This is a genomic window from Amylibacter sp. SFDW26 (assembly GCF_009184395.1).
Taxonomy (GTDB): domain Bacteria; phylum Pseudomonadota; class Alphaproteobacteria; order Rhodobacterales; family Rhodobacteraceae; genus Amylibacter.
In genome coordinates, this window is sequence record NZ_WEIC01000001.1 from 1,024,059 (window position 1) to 1,044,341 (window position 20,283).

The 20,283-nt window shown below is 46.5% G+C and carries 19 protein-coding genes and 1 tRNA gene; 12 read left to right on the forward strand and 8 right to left on the reverse strand.

The window, feature by feature from the left end:
* Positions 1-110: 110 nt before the first annotated feature.
* Together F9L33_RS05150 and acuI are read right to left on the reverse strand one after the other, a co-directional pair.
* On the reverse strand, positions 111-1,763 hold the full coding sequence (locus F9L33_RS05150; protein WP_152141647.1) for a BCCT family transporter: 1,653 nt from the start codon (positions 1,761-1,763) through the stop codon (positions 111-113).
* A 194-nt stretch (positions 1,764-1,957) separates the two neighbouring features.
* A complete protein-coding gene (gene acuI, locus F9L33_RS05155) occupies positions 1,958-2,950 on the reverse strand; it encodes an acryloyl-CoA reductase (protein ID WP_152141648.1) in 993 nt (330 codons plus the stop codon).
* A gap of 121 nt (positions 2,951-3,071) precedes the next feature.
* Between acuI and F9L33_RS05160 the strand changes: the two genes are divergently transcribed.
* The 3 genes from F9L33_RS05160 (at position 3,072) to F9L33_RS05170 (ending at position 4,918) form a co-directional block, all read left to right on the forward strand.
* On the forward strand, positions 3,072-3,806 hold the full coding sequence (locus F9L33_RS05160) for a FadR/GntR family transcriptional regulator (RefSeq protein WP_152141908.1): 735 nt from the start codon (positions 3,072-3,074) through the stop codon (positions 3,804-3,806).
* Between the two features lie 49 nt (positions 3,807-3,855).
* A tRNA-Arg gene (locus F9L33_RS05165) sits at positions 3,856-3,932 on the forward strand.
* A gap of 191 nt (positions 3,933-4,123) precedes the next feature.
* The gene (locus F9L33_RS05170) at positions 4,124-4,918 is read left to right on the forward strand and encodes an MBL fold metallo-hydrolase (RefSeq protein WP_152141649.1); all 795 of its coding nucleotides are present in this window, start codon (positions 4,124-4,126) and stop codon (positions 4,916-4,918) included.
* A gap of 9 nt (positions 4,919-4,927) precedes the next feature.
* On the opposite strand, the gene F9L33_RS05175 is transcribed toward F9L33_RS05170, so the two are convergent.
* Together F9L33_RS05175 and F9L33_RS05180 are read right to left on the reverse strand one after the other, a co-directional pair.
* Positions 4,928-5,887, reverse strand: coding sequence for an NAD(P)H-dependent flavin oxidoreductase (locus tag F9L33_RS05175; RefSeq protein ID WP_370452080.1), 960 nt, complete (start codon positions 5,885-5,887; stop codon positions 4,928-4,930).
* Between the two features lie 11 nt (positions 5,888-5,898).
* Complete coding sequence (locus F9L33_RS05180) at positions 5,899-6,729, reverse strand: class I SAM-dependent methyltransferase (protein WP_152141650.1); 831 nt, start codon at positions 6,727-6,729, stop codon at positions 5,899-5,901.
* 199 nt (positions 6,730-6,928) lie between these two features.
* Between F9L33_RS05180 and F9L33_RS05185 the strand changes: the two genes are divergently transcribed.
* The 6 genes from F9L33_RS05185 to mdoH all read left to right on the forward strand — a co-directional run bounded on the left by F9L33_RS05185 (position 6,929) and on the right by mdoH (position 16,068).
* Positions 6,929-8,551, forward strand: coding sequence for a thiamine pyrophosphate-binding protein (locus F9L33_RS05185; RefSeq protein ID WP_152141651.1), 1,623 nt, complete (start codon positions 6,929-6,931; stop codon positions 8,549-8,551).
* 13 nt (positions 8,552-8,564) lie between these two features.
* A complete protein-coding gene (locus tag F9L33_RS05190; RefSeq protein ID WP_152141652.1) occupies positions 8,565-9,749 on the forward strand; it encodes a CaiB/BaiF CoA-transferase family protein in 1,185 nt (394 codons plus the stop codon).
* Between the two features lie 257 nt (positions 9,750-10,006).
* Entirely contained in the window at positions 10,007-11,380 is a 1,374-nt protein-coding gene (locus F9L33_RS05195; protein WP_152141653.1) for a tetratricopeptide repeat protein, read from the forward strand.
* Positions 11,381-11,419: 39 nt separating this feature from the next.
* Positions 11,420-12,658 carry an OpgC family protein gene (locus F9L33_RS05200; RefSeq protein ID WP_152141654.1) on the forward strand — a complete coding sequence of 413 codons (1,239 nt, stop codon included), beginning with the start codon at positions 11,420-11,422 and terminating at the stop codon, positions 12,656-12,658.
* 6 nt (positions 12,659-12,664) lie between these two features.
* Complete coding sequence (locus tag F9L33_RS05205; RefSeq protein ID WP_152141655.1) at positions 12,665-14,176, forward strand: glucan biosynthesis protein; 1,512 nt, start codon at positions 12,665-12,667, stop codon at positions 14,174-14,176.
* A complete protein-coding gene (mdoH, locus tag F9L33_RS05210) occupies positions 14,176-16,068 on the forward strand; it encodes a glucans biosynthesis glucosyltransferase MdoH (RefSeq protein ID WP_226803952.1) in 1,893 nt (630 codons plus the stop codon). Before F9L33_RS05205 ends, mdoH begins: the two co-directional genes overlap by 1 nt.
* A gap of 1 nt (position 16,069) precedes the next feature.
* Here the strand turns inward: mdoH and F9L33_RS05215 are convergent, their stop codons facing one another.
* The 3 genes from F9L33_RS05215 to F9L33_RS05225 all read right to left on the reverse strand — a co-directional run bounded on the left by F9L33_RS05215 (position 16,070) and on the right by F9L33_RS05225 (position 17,946).
* Positions 16,070-16,897 (reverse strand): PHB depolymerase family esterase, encoded by an 828-nt coding sequence (locus F9L33_RS05215; protein ID WP_226803954.1) that lies wholly within the window; start codon positions 16,895-16,897, stop codon positions 16,070-16,072.
* Between the two features lie 15 nt (positions 16,898-16,912).
* A complete protein-coding gene (locus F9L33_RS05220) occupies positions 16,913-17,347 on the reverse strand; it encodes a rhodanese-like domain-containing protein (protein ID WP_226803956.1) in 435 nt (144 codons plus the stop codon).
* A gap of 86 nt (positions 17,348-17,433) precedes the next feature.
* Positions 17,434-17,946 carry a YHS domain-containing (seleno)protein gene (locus tag F9L33_RS05225; RefSeq protein ID WP_152141657.1) on the reverse strand — a complete coding sequence of 171 codons (513 nt, stop codon included), beginning with the start codon at positions 17,944-17,946 and terminating at the stop codon, positions 17,434-17,436.
* A 209-nt stretch (positions 17,947-18,155) separates the two neighbouring features.
* On the opposite strand from F9L33_RS05225, the gene F9L33_RS05230 reads away from it, so the two are divergent.
* Together F9L33_RS05230 and F9L33_RS05235 are read left to right on the forward strand one after the other, a co-directional pair.
* Complete coding sequence (locus F9L33_RS05230) at positions 18,156-19,073, forward strand: SGNH/GDSL hydrolase family protein (RefSeq protein ID WP_152141658.1); 918 nt, start codon at positions 18,156-18,158, stop codon at positions 19,071-19,073.
* A 95-nt stretch (positions 19,074-19,168) separates the two neighbouring features.
* Positions 19,169-19,297, forward strand: a complete 129-nt coding sequence (locus F9L33_RS05235) for an entericidin A/B family lipoprotein (protein WP_152141659.1) — start codon at positions 19,169-19,171, stop codon at positions 19,295-19,297.
* Between the two features lie 2 nt (positions 19,298-19,299).
* Here the strand turns inward: F9L33_RS05235 and F9L33_RS05240 are convergent, their stop codons facing one another.
* Entirely contained in the window at positions 19,300-19,875 is a 576-nt protein-coding gene (locus F9L33_RS05240; RefSeq protein WP_152141660.1) for a hypothetical protein, read from the reverse strand.
* Between the two features lie 190 nt (positions 19,876-20,065).
* On the opposite strand from F9L33_RS05240, the gene F9L33_RS15730 reads away from it, so the two are divergent.
* On the forward strand, positions 20,066-20,230 hold the full coding sequence (locus tag F9L33_RS15730) for a hypothetical protein (protein WP_193221973.1): 165 nt from the start codon (positions 20,066-20,068) through the stop codon (positions 20,228-20,230).
* Positions 20,231-20,283 lie beyond the last annotated feature (53 nt).

Consider the following 20,283-nt stretch of genomic DNA (forward strand, 5'->3'; position numbering starts at 1 on the left):
GATATAATTTCTTAAAAAACCAACAAAACCTTACGTAACCATATCCCAAATAGCAAAAGGCCCCCGTGTAAAACACGAGGGCCCTAAGCTTAGAAAGGTAGTCTGGTTATTTAGTCGTCAGCTACGTGGATAGTTTCAATACCCGCAGCTTCACGCTTACCATCGTTGTAGATAGCTTTAACCAAAGCAGCACATTGAAGTACCATCACAACTGAGAATGGAAGTGCACCGATCACCATCGCTGTTTGAATGGCTTTCAAGCCACCCACTAGCAATAGAGCCGCCACAACTGCACCAAGTGCTACACCCCAGAAGATGATATGTGGACGTGCTTTTGGACCTTCGTCACCCGCAGCGTTGATTGTATTCACGATCAATACCGCAGAGTCAGCTGTTGTCACTAGGTAAGTCATCAACAAGACAACGATCATTACAGCCATTGCCCAACCCAAGAATGGTGAAAGCATGTACTGAACCATAGCGAAGATTTTGTCACCATCTGGCACACCAAAGATCGTTTCGCCAGCTTCGCCGTTCAATGTTAGGTCGATAGCAGTACCACCAGCCCATGTGAACCATACGAAGCACATTAGGGATGGAATGATCATCGCACCAAGAACGAATTCACGGATCGTACGACCTTTAGAAATACGCGCTAGGAACAAGCCCACGAATGGAGCAAATGCAATCCACCAAGCCCAGTAGAATACGGACCAACCGCCCTGCCAGCCTTCTAGTTTAGAAGCAACAGAACCTTCAACACCGTCTGAAGACCAAACAACAAACAATGTCTGAGGCAAGGTAACGATATAATCGATAATACCTAAGAACAGAGCTTGTAAGCCGAAGAATGTTGAACCGAAGATCAAGAAGAATCCCAACAATAGGATACTCAGAACCATGTTGATGTTTGATAGCCATTTAATGCCTTTACCAACACCTGACAAAGCAGACAGTGTTGATGCAGCCATAATCACAACGATCGCAACTACGATACCAAGAGAGTTCGCAGTACCAGCTTCATTCGTCAAACCACCGATACCAATACGTGTTAGACCAGAAACGAACTGTTCCACACCAAAACCAAGTGTTTGAGCAACACCAAGGATTGTCGCAACAACAGCAACGATGTCTACTACGTGACCGATAGAACCAGATAGTTTCGAGCCAAACAATGGTGTCAATGAAGACCGCATTGTCAAAGGCAAACCACGACGGTAGCTAAAGAATGCAAGTGCTAGACCCGCAATCGCATAACACGCCCAAGCGCCTAAACCCCAGTGTACGAAAGACCACTTATAGGCGCTACGTACGTTACCTTCAGTACTACCTTCTGTAATACCTTGGATAACTTCAGGGTTATTCTGGAAGTGATAAACAGGTTCAGCAACGGCCCATGTGAGCATGCCCACACCGATACCAGCACCAAACATCATAGAGAACCATGAGAAGTTTGAGAATTCTGGCTTATCTTCAGCTGTACCTAATTTAAGGCGACCAGCCGTTGGCCAGATAGCAAGACCGATACACATGAGTACGAACAAAGTAACTGTCCAAATGTACCAGTAGTTAAATTTTGCTAAGATGTATGCGTTAATACCGTTAAGAACGGCACCTGATTGCTCTGGAAACGCAATCGCCCAAACGACGAGCCCCCCAATCGCAAGCTTTGAAGTGACCGTAACGATCTTACTGAAGCCGCGGTAAAAGCCCTCGTCAGCAGTTTCGATCGGTAGATCAGTTAATGGTGTTTGTAATGACATATTCCCTCCCAAGATTAATATCAGTTATCGTTGCATTCTGCCCGCCCCCACAGTTTTGGCAGGGTCGTTATACGACAGTAACACCCGAATATCCGACGAAGGAAAGGAAAAAATTCAACAAAACATGAATTAAGATCGTTCATCGCAAGGCCACCACCTCACGATTCTTAACAAAGATTAACGCGAAAAAGCCTTTATTTATTTACGTCTACGACCACTCGGCCTTGTATCTGACCCTTCAAAATATCCCCACCTAACTTAGGTAAATCAGAGAGTGTTGCTGGGACGATCATTTGGTCCAATTTCGCCATTGGCAAGTCAGTTGCGACGCGTTTCCAAGCAGCGAGTCGGTTTTCATAAGGGCGCATAACACTATCAATACCCAGCAGATTCACACCGCGAAGGAGGAATGGAATAACCGTCGCAGGTAGCCCTGCACCGCCTGCCAAACCGACAGCAGCAACAGAAGCTCCATACTTCATTTGCCCCAAGACGCGCGCCAACATATCACCGCCAACGGCATCAACACAGCCAGCCCAGGTTTCAGCTTCCAAAGGACGCTTCACAGTCTCATTGATCTCTTCACGCGCTACGATTTGTGTGGCCCCTAGTGACGTCAAATAATCCGTCGTTTCAGGGCGCCCGGTGACACCAGCAACTTCATATCCAAGGTTCGCTAATATCGCCGTCGCAACAGAGCCAACACCCCCTGCGGCACCCGTCACCAAAACAGGCCCTTGGTCAGGGTTTAACCCATGCTCTTCTAATGCCATCACCGATAACATCGCCGTAAAACCAGCAGTTCCAACAGCCATTGCTTGCTGCGTGGTAATCCCTTCGGGCAATGTCACTAACCAATCCGCATTCACACGTGTTTTTTGAGAATAGCCCCCCCAATGCATTTCACCATAACGCCACCCCGTTAGCACAACTTTGTCACCCGCATTGTAGCGGCTGTCAGACGAACTTTCGACAACGCCAGCCATATCAATGCCTGGAATATGCGGGTAATTCCGAACCAATCCCCCTCCTGGTCCAATACATAAACCATCTTTATAATTGACTGTAGAGTATTCAACAGCAACCGTCACATCACCCTCTGGCAATTTATCCTCTGTAATCTTCTGTACAGACGCACTCGTTTTGCCATCTTCGTCTTTTTCCACCATCAATGCATTGAACGTCATGATCTTATCCTTTCGCATACGCGATCTGAATTGCCTAATCCCCTAGTCTTTTGGGAATCTTTGTGTCATGTGTGGATAGCAGACATTCAAATGTCTGACAATTAAGATACTTATGATGACGATGAAATACACACTTACTCAAGACCGCGAATTATCTACACAAATCGCCGAAGCCATTCGTGAAGCGATTATGGACGGCACACTCATGGTTAATGAACGCCTCCCATCCGAAAACGAATTGTGTGAACGGTTCGAAGTATCACGCTCGACTGTCCGCGAAGCCTTAAACCGCCTTGCCGCACAAAACCTAATCCGTACCCAGCGCGGCGCTTATGGCGGTGCCTTCATTAAAAAAGTCAGTTTCGAAGACGCTTATCCAAATCAAATGACCACATCTAGTTTGTTGTTATCAATGAACGAAGTCAGCTTTGAAACCGCTTGCGAAGCACGTTTTGCAGCTGAACGCGCCTGTATTCCACTATCTGCAAAAAGATGTTCTGCAGATCAAATGGCAACGATGCGTGCAGAAATCCACCGCCAAGGCCAAGAAGGTTTAAGCGACGAAAGCTTCTGCACATCAGATATCACATTCCATAAGGCTTTGATCGAAGGGACAGGAAATCCAGTCCTAAACTTCCAGTCTTCTAGTGCCATTGAATCCATGCAATCTTTGATGAACATGATCACCTATTCCGCCCGTGACCGTGCTGTCATCATCAAGCTACACACAGCCATCGCCGATGCCATCGAAGCAGGTGATGCACAAAAGGCCGAGGCGGAACTCTCTAAACTGGCGGATTACACCATTACACTTGCGGATCAAGTGCGCGAACAACGCGCTGCTAAAAAAGCATAACAAATCAAGATTGAACCCATCACAGCATTCCCCTATACCGCGCATAGAAGCACCCTTAGCTCAGCTGGATAGAGCGCTGCCCTCCGAAGGCAGAGGCCAGAGGTTCGAATCCTCTAGGGTGCGCCATTTGCTTCATTTCTGAAACTTGCGCTACTCAAGATATTTATGGATTTTGAACTCCAGAACATTACAATCAGCATCTAATCAGGTTTAGCTTCTAAAGCTTGATGGCAATCAAACGCCATTAATTATTAGGATACCCTGTGCTCTCACATATAAAGCTCTCAAAACTACTCCTGATCATCTGTGCGACCCTAGTGTCTGCTCAGAGTCTCTCCGCTCAAGGTCTGTCCAGACAGCGCGAAATTTCTCATGTAACGGGTGATGTATACCGTATGAGAGATGGCGGGCATTATTCTCTTATAACAGTCACCCAAAAAGGTGTTGTTCTAGTTGACCCCTTAAACACAAGAGCGGCGCAATGGTTGAAAGCCAATCTAAGCCAAATCACAGATCAGCCTATCACTCACATCATATACAGTCACAGCCATTTGGATCACGCAAGTGGGGGGCGTGTTTTTGGGGAAACCAAGACCTATGCCCATGAAAAAGCGCCTAAAACCATTGATGGCGTCACGCCATTGGTTCGGTTCGAAAACGACCACACATTCAATGTAGGCCAGAAACAATTTGAACTAGATTACCTCGGAGCAGGTGGACATGGAGAGGATTCCATATCCGTTATCGTGCGCCCCGAAAATGTTGGTTTTGTTGTTGATGTAGCAGCTCCAAAGCGCATTCCATCCCTCAGCGAACCGGGGCAATCCGCGATTGCTCAGCTTAATCAGGTAAAACACTTTACATCCAAAAGCTTCACACATTTTGCAGCGGGTCATGGTCGCATTGGAACACATGCAGATGCTGTTGAATGGGTCACATATCTGGAAAGTAGTATTGACGCTGTTCGCACAGGGTTAAACCAAGGTAAATCTGACCGTCAGATAATTTCCGACATTATGCAAAAAGACGCAGATTATAGAACATGGCAGCAGTATGGCCCATGGCGTGCAAGTAGCTTAAGGATCATCATAAAGGAACTAAAGAACCAGTAATAACAGTTATTATTGATATCGTTTTGCCAGAACTTGCTCTGCTTGTTCGACAATCTCATTGATAATGTCAGCAGCAGGTTTGACACCATGGATCAAACCTGTTGCCTCACCAATAAACACATTTGCAGCATTCGGATCGCCAGCGGCCCATCCCTCAACCCATTGTTGGGCTGCCTTCGGCGACTCTTTCAAGCCATCCAAATCATCGTGCCATTGATCTGTAAACTCATTATGCAAAACGCGTGCGTTGTAACGATCGGGCCAAGGGTAACCACGCGCAACATCAACAACCTTTGATCGTATCGTATCATCCCCATCCGCTTTAATCGCGGCATTCAACATATCAGGATGCACCAAAGCTTCCGATGTTGCCCAAAACCGTGAGCCAACCAATACACCATCCGCCCCAAGTGCTAAACTGGCAGCCAAGCCACGACCATCTGCGATACCACCTGCGGCACATAGCACAACATCGGAGGCGCTGGATGCGATATAATCAGCCACCTCTGGCACGAATGTGAACGTTGCACGTTTTTCACCATGCCCACCCGCTTCTGATCCTTGGGCCACGATAACATCAGCTCCCAAATCAATGGCATGTTTGGCATCACGCAAGGTTTGTACTTGGCAAATAAAAGGGACACCAGCTGCCTTAATCGTTTCATTCAGTGGTTCAGGGTCGTCAAAAGATAAGAACACAGCAGCAGGATTACGATCCAAAACCATATCCAACAAATGCGGTTTTTGTTTTATAGACCAAGTGATGAAACCACAGCCCACACTTTGATTACCTGTTGCATCAAACTGTTCATGAACCCAATCTTCATCACCGTAACCACCGCCAATCAAACCAAGACCACCCGCAGCCGTCACAGCAGACGCAAGTTTACCACCCGCAGCAAAGGCCATTGGAGCCTGTATAATAGGATGTTTCAGCTCAAATTTTTCTGTAAGTTTCGTTTTCATCATCCCTACTCCAATTACGGCTTCATCAGCCAAAGGCTTGTTTCTACAGCACCCTTAAACAACGGTATATCTGCGAGTTTAGTTTGCAAGATCATATTTTCCATCCGCGTTGCCACATATGCGCTCGCAAAAACCACATCATACGCACCATTGGCAATCATAGGTCCAAGCGCGTTTTGCTCGTTATATCCACGCCAGAGCCATTGCTCTGGATATGGATCAGGTAATAAAACATCATGGATGTGAATCAACACACCCTTTTTCAAAACAGGTAAGATACGGTTTAAAATCATATCCACATCAGTACCTGGCATTAGAATATGGCTAGAATCAAAAAAAGCGATATCACCAGCTTCTAAATTGGCAAACATCGTCAGATGCGTCTCATTCAACAACTCAGCTTGCCATGTGATCGGCAATGTCTTGATCTTAGCACGTGGAAATGGATCGATCGCAATTTGAGTGCAATCCAGCCCAGCATCTTTCGCAGCTTGCGCCATAAACCGTGTTGAATGACCGGACCCAACTTCGATGATTGTTTTCGGCTTATGTTGACGCACCAAACCATAGGCAGCTGCCCCATCAAGGCGTGGAAACCAATCCTGTTGCCATTTTGGGGTGTCTTGAAACCTTGCAAAAACATCCGCATATTCATCTAAAGACTGGCAAAACGTCGTGAAAACATCTTGTTTCGCGTCAAACACCGCTTCCAGTTCTTTATAAACAGGCTGGGTATCTGGAACGCTCTCTGCATAGCGATATGGGATAAAGAACCCACGCGCGGGTAAACCCATAATTGTTTGCAACCCAAACCGAAAACGACGCCAAGCAATACGAGACAACATTCCAAACTCCAAAATAATATATGTCTCCTACGCATTACAATCACGAAAGAACATCTAATTTTCCATCTACCCCGTTATAAGCTATTCTAAAACCCACATTCATTCTCAAAAAGTTGATCAATGTTACGATATGGCGGCGCCATTTGCCTTGCCCACCGACTGTCTGTAAGGACAAGTTAAGACGACTTTGAGGTACCCAATGACACTATCCCCACGCCGCGCTGCAGATTTCCTAGCCGAACGCTTATATGAAGCAGGCTGCCGATATGCTTTTGGCATGCCGGGTGGCGAAGTATTAACCCTTGTCGATGCATTGCGCAAAGTCGGGATCGAATTTATCTTGGTGAAGCACGAAAATAGTGCGGGCTTTATGGCCGAAGGTGCATACCACCGCACAGGTGCCCCTGGTATTTTAGTGGCTACATTAGGGCCTGGCGCCATGAACGGTATCAATTCAATTGTAAACGCATACCAAGATCGCGTGCCACTAATCGTTTTGACAGGCTGCGTGGATGAAGATGAAGCCCTGACATATACCCACCAAATCATGGATCACAGTGCGGTATTCAACTCCATCACCAAAGCAACATTTCGTTTGACGGCTGATGGCGCAGACACCGTTACAGATAAAGCCGTAGCTATTGCAACCGAAGGCCGTCCTGGCCCTGTGCATATTGATGTGCCTATTTCTGTGGCGGACACACAATCCAAACCAAACCATTTGCGCAGACGCAGCCCAGCAAGCCCACTGGTGCCTGCCCAGGGCCAAGATTTTATAGAAGCATGTAATTGGATCAATGCGGCCACCAAACCTGTGATGATCATTGGCTTAGATGCGATGAATGACATGTCTGGCGCACAAATATTGTCATTTTGCGAAGCTTATAATGTCCCCTTTATGACAACTTATAAAGCCAAAGGTATCGTCCCAGAAGGCCACCCTTTATGCTTGCGCTCTGGTGGGCTTTCCCCTTTAGCAGACAAACACTTAGTGCCGTTTATTCAATCATCTGACTTGGTCATATGCGTTGGTTATGATCCCATTGAAATGCGCCCTGGCTGGCGCGATATTTGGGACCCAGCACAAACCAACGTGATAGATATCACAGCAGAGCCAAATCACCACTATATGCACCAAGCCACATTAAACTTTATCGCAGACACTGGTGCGACGCTGGCCCTGCTATCAGAAAACACAAAGCCAACCACGACATGGCAAAACGGTGAAATTAAAGCGATCAAAGCATCACTAGATAAAGCATTCCCACACGATGATACATGGGGACCAGCTGCCGTGATTGCAGAATGCCGTGCCAATCTGCCAAAAAACACGCTCGCCACTGCTGACAGTGGCGCGCACCGTATCCTTTTGTCTCAGATGTGGGATTGTTATGAACCACGCGGTTTGATGCAATCCTCTGCACTTTGCACAATGGGCTGTGCAGTGCCATTAGCTATGGGCGCTAAAATTGCTTCCCCTGACCGCCCTATTGTATCCTTCTCGGGTGATGCTGGTTTTTTGATGGTGGCTGGCGAATTAGCGACAGCCGCTGAATTGGAGATCAAGCCAATCTTTGTAGTCTTCGTTGACGCAAGCCTTGCCCTCATCGAGCTAAAACAACGTCAGCGCCAATTAACCAATCATGCCGTAGATTTCGGCACACATGATTACGCTGCAATCGCCCGCAGTTTTGGGGGCGCAGGCCACACAGTAGGTTCCCGTGAAGAACTGCAAGAGGCCCTTGCACAAGCGCAAACAGCAGATACATTCACCTTAATTGCTGCTACGATTGATCGTGGTGATTATGATGATCGTATATAGATAGGATAGCAAAATGGCAGGCGCACTTCATGGATTGGTGGTCTTAGACCTATCGCGTATTTTAGCGGGACCAACCGCCACCCAAATGCTGGGCGACCTTGGGGCAACAATCCTGAAAATCGAAAACCCAAAAACAGGTGGCGATGATACGCGCGCTTGGGGGCCTAATTATGCCGTTGGGCATGACGGCGAGAAAACCGATCTAAGCGCCTATTTCATGTGCGCCAATCGTAATAAAAAATCTATCGCCGTAGATATCGCAACCGAAGAAGGCCAGAATATTATTCGCCAATTGGCAGCACGTGCAGATATTGTGATTGAAAATTTCAAACCAGATGGATTGAAAAAATACGGCCTTGATCATGAGGCTTTGCTCAAAGCACACCCTGAATTGATCTATTGTTCTATTTCAGGCTTTGGCCAAACAGGCCCAAACCGCTTAAAACCAGGTTACGATCTTATGGCCCAAGGCTATGGCGGTATAATGAGCCTGACGGGTGACCCCGAAGGTGTCCCAACAAAAGTGGGTGTTGGCATCGCAGATGTGATGTGCGGAATGTATGCCACCATCGGTATTTTGGCAGCCCTGCGTCACCGCGATAAAACAGGCGAAGGTCAACATATTGATGTGGCATTGGTCGATACGCAAATGGCTTGGCTAATCAACGAAGGTACAAATTTCCTGACTTCAGGACAGGTTCCAGAACGGCGCGGCAACGGTCATCCAAACATTGTGCCCTATGACGTATTTGAAGCAAATGATGGCCATATAATTGTCGCCGTTGGCAATGACGCTCAATTCGCAAGGTTCTGTGACTTCATCGAGATGCCTGAACTGGCCCAAGACGATGCTTATAAAACCAATGTCGCCCGTATCGAAAACCGTGTGGCACTAAAAGCGCTTATCAGCCCGCCATTGATGCAATACGCAATGGCAGAGATCATTGAAGGCTTGGAAAGCCTAAAAGTACCCGTCGGTCCAATCAATACTGTCAAAGGCGCATTAGAGTCGGATCAAGCCATTGCGCGCAACATGGTTCGCACCATGCCCCATGATGCAGTGAAGAATGGAAATGTTTCAGTTTTGGGGAACCCACTACATTTTTCTCGCACACCTGTAACATATCGTTCTGCCCCTCCAAGCTGTGGCCAGGACACTGATGAAGTGCTGGAAAAGTACACAAACAAGCAAAAATAAGCATGAAATCGGGTTAAAAAGTACATTTTTAACGTCTGGGATTGTTACATTAATTGTTACAGGCAGTATCTTGCTTACGTCAAATTACGTAAAAAAGCGTATTTTTCCACGAAAACAGCTTAAAAAATGGCCAAAACGATTAAAACTATCCTCAAGGCCGGTCAAATACGCGTTATCTGACATTACAGGCTATATTTCTTGAGCTCAGAACATCATAGAGTGCATGAACGAATATGACTTCATCAAAGGACGCTAGAATGCTTACAGATATCTTCGGGAATGACGTTTCTCTTGAAACAACTGCCGCAGTAGAAAGCTGGAATAAAATGCAGCTTGGTTTTTTAGCACACGCAGCAATAACTCCCACTCATTTGATGGATGTGATTGAGCGCGAACCGCAGTTTGCAGCAGCACAAGCACTGAAAGGTTTGTTCTATCTGATGTTAGGTCGCAAAGAGTTGCGACAGACATCTGTTGAAGCAAACGCAGCAGCACAAGCGGCGATGAAACAAGCAATGCCAACAGCCCGCGAACGCGCTTTTGTAGACGCATTGGGTATGTGGTTATCTGGAAATCCACGCGCAGCACGTGACCGTATTGAAGAAGTGTTGGTTTTTGCTCCGATGGACAGCTTAGCGATGAAAATATCACAAGCCATTTCATTCATTCTTGGCGACGCAAACACAATGCGCGGATCAATCGAAAACGTTATCGATACATATGACGCACAACACGCAGGCCGCGGATATCTTCTGGGCTGCTATGCATTCGCCTTAGAAGAAACAGGCGAATACCGCAGAGCTGAAAAAACAGGCCGTGAAGGCATGTTACTTGCACCTGACGATGCATGGGGCCTACATGCTGTTGCACACGTTTATGAAATGACGGCGAACTCCAAGGGTGGCCTGGATTGGTTAAGCTCACGTGAAAGCGCATGGGAACATTGCAACAACTTCCGCTATCACGTTTGGTGGCACAAAGCATTAATGCACTTAGACGAAGGCCAGATCGATGTGGTTATGGATCTTTACGACAATGAAATCCGCAAAGACAAAACAGACGACTACCGCGACATCTCAAATGCAACCTCTCTCCTCAGCCGTCTAGAGCTTGAAGGCGTCGATGTTGGCAATCGTTGGGAAGAATTAGCAGATCTATCTGAAAACCGTACTGAAGATGGTTGCCTTATCTTTGCAGATTTACACTATATGTTGGCACTTGTTGGCGGTGATCGTGAGGATGCTGTAAAAACAATGATGTCCCGAATGCACAAGGACGCTAAGATGTGCAAATCTGATATCCAAAAAGCAATGGCCGAACCAGGCATTGCAGCCGCCACAGGCCTAGAGGCATTTGGCGAATCTGACTATAAAACAGCCTTCGTAAATCTTTCCCAAGCACGTAGAAATATGCAAGACGCAGGCGGCAGCCATGCCCAACGTGATGTGTTTGAACGTCTGACAATTGATGCTGGTATTCGCAGTGGGTTCTTGAACGAAGCTGAAGCAATACTCAATGAACGCAAAGCAAAACGTAATGGAGCAGAAGACACATATGCATCTGTACGCTTCGAAATGATCGCAGCAGGTCGCGGGGATGGCAATCTGTCCTTGCAAATGCCGGCTGAATAAATAAAAAAGCCCAAAAATCATTAAGTTAGAAGAACACGTATGAGCTTAAAAACGACACCTGCGGGCCCAACAGTTGCACCAACAGCAACCATTCGCGATCCGCGTTTAGATTTCTATCGCGGCATCGCGATGTTTATTATTTTGTTTGCTCATACCCCCGGTAATTTCTTTACCAGCTGGATACCAGCACGTTGGGGGTTCTCTGATGCAACGGAAATGTTCGTATTTTGCTCAGGCATGGCATCCGCTATTGCTTTTGGCCGTACATTTGATCGCGCGGGCTGGGTTTTGGGCACAGCACGCGTCGGATACCGTGTGTGGCAAGTTTATTGGGCGCACATCGCCATGTTCTTTGCAATCGCGATGATGCTCAGTTTTTGGGACAGCACAGGATTATTTAATAAAGACTACACAGGATCACTTAACCTGACCCCATTCTTTAGAGATGCCCAAGAAAACCTAGTTGGCCTTTTCACCCTAACATATGTGCCGAATTATTTCGACATTTTGCCAATGTATATGGTCATCCTCGTGATGATGCCATTAATCATGGCCTTGTCTCGCGTAAACCTATGGTTGGTAGCGGCTTTCGTAGTTATCGTATGGGTATTTGCTCAACGCCTTATTCTTACAAAACATGGATTAGGTGATTTTGCCTTAAACTTACCAGCAGAACCATGGTCTGAGCGTCGCTGGTTCTTTAATCCGTTCGGTTGGCAACTCGTCTTCTTCACTGGTTTTGCACTAATGTGCGGTTGGATACCTGCCCCACCCGTTAACAAATGGTTAATTGCACTTGCAGCGATCATCGTCATCGCAAACATCCCTTTGTCAAACATTGGTGTTCGCGCAATCAACCGCGAATGGTTCGGCGCTTTTGAAAGTAATTGGGTGATCGACTGGCGCGTTGCTAACAAACAGTTCTTCGATAAGTCAGCTTTTGGCATTCTACGATATGTACAATTCCTATCTCTTGCCTATCTAGGCTGGGTGATTGCAGGCGAAGGCGGTAAACGCCTTATCGTCACCAGCAAGGAAGGCCTGTCTGTATTGTGGGCAAAGATCATTGCGATCATCATGAAGGTCGGCCAGCAATCCTTGGCAGTGTTTGTTTTCTCTATGGTTTTCGCGCGTTTCAGCGGTTTCCTGCTGGATCAGATGGGTCGCTCAACCTTCAAGACGACAATGGTAAATTTCCTTGGTATGGCAACAATCATTCTAGTCGCTTATTTCGTCGCATGGATTAAATCCCAACCGTGGCGCGCAAAAAAGGTTTAAGTATTAATGCATAGACGCAGCTTCATATCAGCCCTTGCAAGTTTCGCCGCCGTAGCAGGCAGCAAAGCAATCGCGGCTCCTATGGTAATCGCTGAAAGCCCATTTTCTCGCGAAGCTTTATTAGAAGAAGCACGTGAATTGGCTGCCAATCCATATCAGGAACGCCAGAAGGTTCCACAAGAATGGTTGGATCTATCATACGACGAATACCGCCTGATCCAATTCAACACCAAAAAAGCCTTATGGCGTGATACAGACAGTCCAGTTCATGTAGATTTCTTTCACCCAGGCCTGTACTTCCCACACCCTGTTGAAGTGAACATCGTCGAAGATGCCACGGCCAAGAAGTTAGGCTTTGATTATGATCTATTCAAAAAACAGGAAAACGCCCCTGAACTGCCATTAAATGAAACACTAGGATATTCTGGTTTTCGCCTGCGCACAGAAATGGTCACCGAAGGTAAATTCGAAGAATTCTTCGTGATGCAAGGCTCCAACTATTTCCGTGCCATAGCCAAAGATCAAAACTATGGTCTCTCCGCACGCGGACTTGCCATAAATACGGCTGACCCACGCGGCGAAGAATTCCCAGATTTCACACGCTTCTGGATTGAGCGCCCATCAGCAGATGACACAAGCATCATCATTCACGCCATGATGGACAGCCCTTCTGTAGCTGGCCTTTATAGCTTTACAATCCGCGCTGGCGATACAACCGTCATGGATGTGGCCGCACATATCTTTACACGTACCGAATTAAACAACATAGGTCTGGGCCCATTAACCAGCATGTTCTTGTTCGATGAAACCAATCGTTCGCGTTTTAACGATTTTCGCCCTGCCGTACACGATTCAGACGGGCTATTAATCCAAAACGGTGCTGGCGAAACTTTATGGCGAGCCTTGGCAAATCCAACAACTCTACAAGTGAGCAGTTTTGTTGATGATACTCCCAAAGGGTTTGGTTTAATGCAGCGCCCACAAGGTTTCTCTGATTACGCAGATCTGGAAGCACTCTATCACAAGCGTCCTGGCCTATGGGTTGAACCTGGGGAAAACTGGGGCAAAGGATCTGTCACATTGATAGAGATTCCTGCGGACCGTGAAATTTACGACAACATCGTAGCCTATTGGCGCCCGCGCGCACCAATCCCTGCTGGTGGATCACATAGCTTTCAATATCGCCTCAGTTGGGGCGGTGAACCCTTATCAGGTAAACCTGTCGCCCGTGTTTTAAACACCCGTATGGGTACACGTTTTACAGGTGGATACATAACCACTATTGATTTCGAGAAAAACCTCGCAATCCCCGAAGACTTAGACACCGTCACCATTCACGCAAGTTCAAGTGCTGGCGAAATCAGCGAAGGTATTTTACAACGCAACCCAGATACAGGCGGCGTTCGCTTAGCCTTCACCTTCGATCCAGCTGATGCAAATTCAACGGAGTTGCGCGCGCAATTACTAGTGGCAGGCAAAACTATTACCGAAGTTTGGCTTTATAGGTGGACAGCATAATGACACAGGCCAAACAGACATATCCATTAATGCCCAAACGCAAGCCCCTTGGCATGCCTGAACAAGATTTTCGCAAACCATACCGCGATGCTGCAGCCCCAGATTGGCAGGCAGCACCTGCATCCAAAATATGGAAATATGCCATTTTTGGCCCTGCTATACTAACAACACTATTATTGCTCACAGCTTTCACCGATTGGCTTTCAACAGGTGGCTTAGGCTACGTTGAATTTTTCCTAATCGCTATGGTTGGACTTACATTTTTCTGGATATCTCTTTCCGTCAGCACTGCATCAATAGGACTGTTAAACCTGTTTTTGAAGCGCAAGACTGAAACGCCAAAACTGAACAGCACTCACTCATTAGACGTCGCCCTATTGGTGCCTATATATAATGAAACTCCTTCAGAAGTATTCGGCAACGCAGCCGCTATGTGGGATGAACTGCAAGGTACAGACACTCAACACGATTTTTCGCTATTTATCCTAAGCGACACACAAGACCCTGAAATTGCAGAACAAGAGTTGCATGCAATGGCAACATTGCAATCGTCTTTCCCAGAAGGCGCGCAACTTTATTACCGCCGTCGCAGCCAAAATACGGATCGCAAAACTGGCAATCTTACTGATTGGATCGAAGGTTGGGGTGGCACGTCTGATGCAATGCTCGTTTTGGACGCAGACAGCTTAATGACGGGCGAGGCCATACTTGCACTTTCTAATGAAATGGCAAATGACCCTTCCGTTGGTTTGATACAATCCGCACCAAGCTTGTTTGGCGCTAAGACACTTTTCGCGCGTATGCAGCAATTCTCAAATGTCACTTACGGGCGATTGCTGGCAGAAGGTTTATCTCTTTGGACCAATCGCGAAGCCAACTATTGGGGCCATAACGCAATCATTCGTACCGCTGCGTTTGCGTCTTGTGCCGGCTTACCGCATTTAAAATCTCTTAGCGGCAAAGAAACCCTGATTATGTCCCATGACTTCGTAGAAGCTGGTTTATTGCGCCGTGCTGGTTGGGCTGTTCGTTTTCTACCGCGTATCCAGGGCAGTTACGAAGAAACACCTGCCACATTGATCGACTTTGCCCTGCGCGACAGACGTTGGTGTCAAGGTAACCTTCAACATTTGCGTATCTTACATGCTGCTGGCCTACATGCCACATCGCGTTTTCACATGTTACACGGTGCAATCAGTTACCTTCTTTCTCCCGCTTGGTTCATATTGTTGGCCTTCTGGGCATTGCTTAGCAATGGTCAAAATGAAAACGTCATCAGCTATTTCAGTGATACAAACCCAACAATGCCAATTTGGCCACATATAAGCAACGTCAACAGTCTGCTGATCCTGCTGTTCATGTACGGTATGCTTTTGGCGCCCAAAATCATTGGTGCTGCTGTCATTTGGGCCAGCTCAAATCTGCGTAAATCCTATGGCGGCGGCGTACAATTCTTAATCTCTGTAATGATAGAATTGGTTACATCCATAATATATGCCCCAATCTTGATGATCCAACAATCGGTGGCTGTCTTGCGCTATTTCCTAGGCTTTAGCGATGGTTGGAACCCACAAAAACGTAATGGCGGTGATTATCCAATCGGAACACTCATTAAGTTCCACATTATTGAAACGGTCACGGGTACCGCATTACTTATAGGCATGGCGAATAACCTCGTATCATTATGGCTTTTACCAATCGCAATCAGTCTTGCTGGCGCGATTCAATTTTCGGCTCTAAGCGGTGTGAATTTAACCCGCAAACGCTGGTCCAGCAAACAATTAGGCACGCCAGATGAACTATCAGCACCACATGTAATCGTATTGGCACAACGCTACCGGACACAAATTAGTAAAGCTTTAGATGCATCGTCTAAGATGCCTGCGGAATAAACTATTCGGGAAGTGCTTCGGCCCAATCCAAAATCATATCAGCCCAGCCATTAGGCACAGTATGTCCCCCTGGGAATAGCGCGAATTCTAAAGCGCTATTTGGATCACAATCCACCCATTTACGGCGCATAAAGTTATCCGTGGTTGAGAATTTATTGGCACGCGGTTGCACACATTGGTTGGTTTGCCGCCATATGTTCATGGCATAAAACACATCACCTTGCTGAAATTCCGCTGTGATATGGCGCCCTTCTAATGGAACAGTACTGTCCCGCCATCCGTGTGTGTGAAACAACTTTACAGGTGCTTTACACTCTACTGGATGTGGGCGCCAGAAATTGCCGCTAACAGGGGCGTAAGCCTTAAATAATTCAGGATTATTACACCCCACATAAGCTGTCATAGACCCGCCTATAGAAAATCCAGCCAACATCATATTATCTTGATCTATACCAAATCGTTTTACAGCGTCTTCTTTTACGTCCTTGAAAAACGCAGCTTCGTTACGTTGATGGTGATAGTCAGGATGAAAATTCCATGCCCGCGCATTGCGCCCTTCACGTTTTAAAGCATTCGGTGCAATAACCGCATAGCCACGTTCCAACAATGGTTCTACGATACGTTTATTCCCAATACTTGCTTGACCACTACTACCATATCCATGCAGAAAAAAAACGGTCGGTGTATTGGATGAGTGATTTTCGGGTAATTGAATATGATACGTACCAGATGGAATCTCACAAACGTCTTGTAAATCCACACAATCCGCAATTGCGGCACCAGAGGTCACAGCAGTAATGGCTGCCGTCTTCCACATAACAGAAAACATCGTTGTTCCTTAAATTTAGTGCACCACTGGCAGGCCGCGTTTTAACCAGCCAGGGCCAGCTTGCGACCCAAGCATACCTTCAGGCACATCAATGATATTTGTATACCCTGCATTTATCAAATGTTGGCTCATACGGTTGGAACGCACACCACGCGCGCAAATCAAGGCAACAGGCTTAGAACGGTCACCCCCTACAATCTTATCGAGCTCAGTTATAAAATCTTGGCGACGCATGTCTAAACGGCTAGCCCCTTGACCACTGCCAGTCTTATTCCATTCATCAGGTCGGCGAATATCGATCAATACGATTTGTCCCGATGTTGCATATTCGTGAGCTTGAGATGGCGAAATAGCATCCCCTTTAAAAGGCAACTTTGTTGCTTCACTCCAAGCAATGCTGCCAACGGCAATAGCGCCAATAGCACCCACAATCAGAACACGACGATTCATAAACTTACTCTTTATATCCATTGGCATTTATAGCTCTTAAAAAACAAACTGGGGTGCCAAAACACCCCAGTCAAACATCTTATACCTTATAGAGGTGCAGCAGATGTAAAGAATGGAATTTTATTCTTTGTTGCTGCTTTTGGCTCAATCTTTGTCCAGTTCTTTGTTGATTTCTTCAAGTTACCTGGAATGTCTTGCTCCCAGAAACCAACAACATCTTTGGTTACGTTCAGATACAATTTACCATCGCGAATACGCCATAGGTTTGGATTGCCTGGGATTTTACCACCCTGCGCAACACCATAAGCACAGTGACCATCATATTGTGGTGCATAAGCAGCTGGGTTTGCTAAGAATTTGTCGCGGTTCTTTTTAGATGCAAACGCCCATTTAGAACCGTTATATTCAGCTGTGTATTTAGATTTACCTGGAATACCTTTTGGCTGATCTTGACCAACTGCATTTTGTTTCAAGTTAAAATATTCAACAACATCATAACCAGAAACAGCATAACCTGTTTTGTCTAAATATTGTGGGCCTGCAAAAGCAACCGCAGGAAGTGTCATTGCAACAAAGGCAAATGCTGGGAGAAGTTTCATGATCTATATCCTTTAAGTTTCACCAGTTAAATTTGATTGACCAGATACTACGATGAATTTTCACACAAGATACCCCCCCTCACGCATTCTTTATCCCTTGGTGAAATCCTGTAACAAACGCCCAATAATCCTGACAAAAATTTCATTTCACTTGATCAGGAAAATATCGTTAAAGTGCCCTAATCCAATCACGCATAACGAGGCCTCCGTTGACATCAACGATAAGACACAGCTTACACCAAAAAGCACTTCGCATTTTAACGGCAACTCTAATGTGTACTGCAACAGCTACATCATTTGCAAATGCTGACAGCTTCAAAAAGCCTGACATATTGGTCTTGGGCGATTCACAAATCACATTTGGCTCTGGCCCAGCCTTTTTGGATTTCTTCCAAAACATCAAACAAAACTGCTCTCCAAACAAAAAACAGCTGCGCGATCTGGAAAAACTTGGCGCGCAATCTGTTGCTGTCATCGGCGTACGTTCCACGTCATTGCATTCATGGACAGCCCGCAGCGGCAAACCCAAAGGATCCGTTTGTGATGTTGACCCAACATGGAAAGTAAACGCTGGTTCATACGGCACTGTCGCCAAGAAAAACGCCAAAAACGTCTTCATCCAAATCGGCCAAGGCAAACAATATCAGTTCTGCAAAAAGGGCCTGTCCCCTTTTGAAGCTATGTTCAAAGACAACTACTATGACCCCAAACTTCTGGTACTCTCATTCCTTGGCAACTCCTCTGGCACATGGGCCAAAAGCAAGTCAGCCGCTGTTACAGATGTAAAAGCCACCATCAAACACCTGCCCAAAGACACGCCGTGCATCTTCATGACCACGGCCCCTGCCTATAAGAAAAAGGTCAATGATGACCGATTACGTGCGCAAAAGAACATCAAAGCAGCCTTCGCCGAAACAGGCAACCGCTGCACGTTTGTCGAAGGTCTTACCCCGCAATCCATCGCGGCAAATCTTGGAAATAAAAAGCACTTCCGCTTGAAAAAATCAGGTGCCGTCAAAGATCCATTCCATCCCAACAAACGCGCCGCGCGCAAGTTTTTCAAAATCGAGAAACAAAACATCTGCAATGCAATCTTTGAACAAGTGGCACTCAGCACGAAATCCTAGAAATAAGCGACTGATTGCCTATAAAAGCACAGATAAAGTTTGCACGGAAACTATCACTATCCTAACATCCAACTGAGACAAGAAGGATACACACTATGACTGCAAAACTAACACGCATCACCATCATCGCCGCCCTATTGGGCATCACCGCTTGCGGCACAGCTCAAGGTATCGGCAAAGATATCTCAACAGCAGGCAAAGCGATCAGCAAAGCGGCAAGCTAAAGTTACCGCAAACGACAGTTCAAACCATCTTTCGGCGCCTTGCGCCGTTTCACACACTCCACAGCTGCCGCCTGAACATGGCGATATTTCATCTGATCCGCCACTGCCCCATATTTCTTCTTAAGCATCGCTTTCACACGCGCGATAACAGCGGCGCGTTCAGCCTTGCTTCCTTTGGTGAAAAACGATTCAACAACCACCGTCTTCGGTGCAAAATTCGCAAGAAGCGTTTCGTTCTTGATCGAAGCCGTGAAATTTCCGCCCTGCGCCGTCACCCAAGCATATGTGCCCGTCTTAGCAGGCATCCATTGCACCATATACTTATAGTCTGTTTCCTTCACCCAATCCGTGTTCGGATTGAGGATCGCTTTGCCAAAACGATAACTGTCCGCGCGTTTGCAAAAATTGGAAAACCTACGATCCGCACGCATAGGGCAATAGGTGTTGAACACCACCTGAAACGTGTTGCGAATTTCCTGAACATAAACAACCGAGTTCGGATTACCTAAATCCTTTGCAAAACTCGATGTTGCAACAGACAGCAATAGCCCCGTAGCGGCCAAACATTTCAAAAACACGTATATTTCCCCCTATTAAACTTATGTTCCAAACTTTGTTTCACATCTCACCCCAACGGGCAATATAACCGCCCCAATATTCCAACAGAATACCCAAACTACCCAAATGCGCACCAACTATACTTCTGAGCAACTGTAAAAACACCCTAAGATGGTCTTTGATAAACCTATAGTAAGTAGGAGTTTCATTATGAACAAAAATGGTATGACATTGCAGCAATTGATCGGAACATCATGGCAGGTTGCCCCAGCCCCCACATCAGACAGGACAAATCACCACGAACAATTGTTCGACGATATCACATTGGATTATGCGCGCTGCTTTCCACACACAAGATACGCACACGAGCGTTAAACCAATCTCGCGATACACCCGATCGGCAATATCGAGCAGCACAGCCATAAGAA

Excerpts from the sequence above, each read along its gene's own strand:
- F9L33_RS05150 (WP_152141647.1), bottom strand. The coding sequence starts at position 1,763 with ATGTCATTACAAACACCATTAACTGATCTACCGATCGAAACTGCTGAC.
- acuI (WP_152141648.1), bottom strand. The coding sequence starts at position 2,950 with ATGACGTTCAATGCATTGATGGTGGAAAAAGACGAAGATGGCAAAACG.
- F9L33_RS05160 (WP_152141908.1), top strand. The coding sequence starts at position 3,072 with ATGAAATACACACTTACTCAAGACCGCGAATTATCTACACAAATCGCC.
- F9L33_RS05175 (WP_370452080.1), bottom strand. The coding sequence starts at position 5,887 with ATGATGAAAACGAAACTTACAGAAAAATTTGAGCTGAAACATCCTATT.
- F9L33_RS05180 (WP_152141650.1), bottom strand. The coding sequence starts at position 6,729 with ATGTTGTCTCGTATTGCTTGGCGTCGTTTTCGGTTTGGGTTGCAAACA.
- F9L33_RS05185 (WP_152141651.1), top strand. The coding sequence starts at position 6,929 with ATGACACTATCCCCACGCCGCGCTGCAGATTTCCTAGCCGAACGCTTA.
- F9L33_RS05190 (WP_152141652.1), top strand. The coding sequence starts at position 8,565 with ATGGCAGGCGCACTTCATGGATTGGTGGTCTTAGACCTATCGCGTATT.
- F9L33_RS05195 (WP_152141653.1), top strand. The coding sequence starts at position 10,007 with ATGCTTACAGATATCTTCGGGAATGACGTTTCTCTTGAAACAACTGCC.
- F9L33_RS05200 (WP_152141654.1), top strand. The coding sequence starts at position 11,420 with ATGAGCTTAAAAACGACACCTGCGGGCCCAACAGTTGCACCAACAGCA.
- F9L33_RS05205 (WP_152141655.1), top strand. The coding sequence starts at position 12,665 with ATGCATAGACGCAGCTTCATATCAGCCCTTGCAAGTTTCGCCGCCGTA.
- mdoH (WP_226803952.1), top strand. The coding sequence starts at position 14,176 with ATGACACAGGCCAAACAGACATATCCATTAATGCCCAAACGCAAGCCC.
- F9L33_RS05215 (WP_226803954.1), bottom strand. The coding sequence starts at position 16,897 with ATGTTTTCTGTTATGTGGAAGACGGCAGCCATTACTGCTGTGACCTCT.
- F9L33_RS05220 (WP_226803956.1), bottom strand. The coding sequence starts at position 17,347 with ATGAATCGTCGTGTTCTGATTGTGGGTGCTATTGGCGCTATTGCCGTT.
- F9L33_RS05225 (WP_152141657.1), bottom strand. The coding sequence starts at position 17,946 with ATGAAACTTCTCCCAGCATTTGCCTTTGTTGCAATGACACTTCCTGCG.
- F9L33_RS05235 (WP_152141659.1), top strand. The coding sequence starts at position 19,169 with ATGACTGCAAAACTAACACGCATCACCATCATCGCCGCCCTATTGGGC.
- F9L33_RS15730 (WP_193221973.1), top strand. The coding sequence starts at position 20,066 with ATGAACAAAAATGGTATGACATTGCAGCAATTGATCGGAACATCATGG.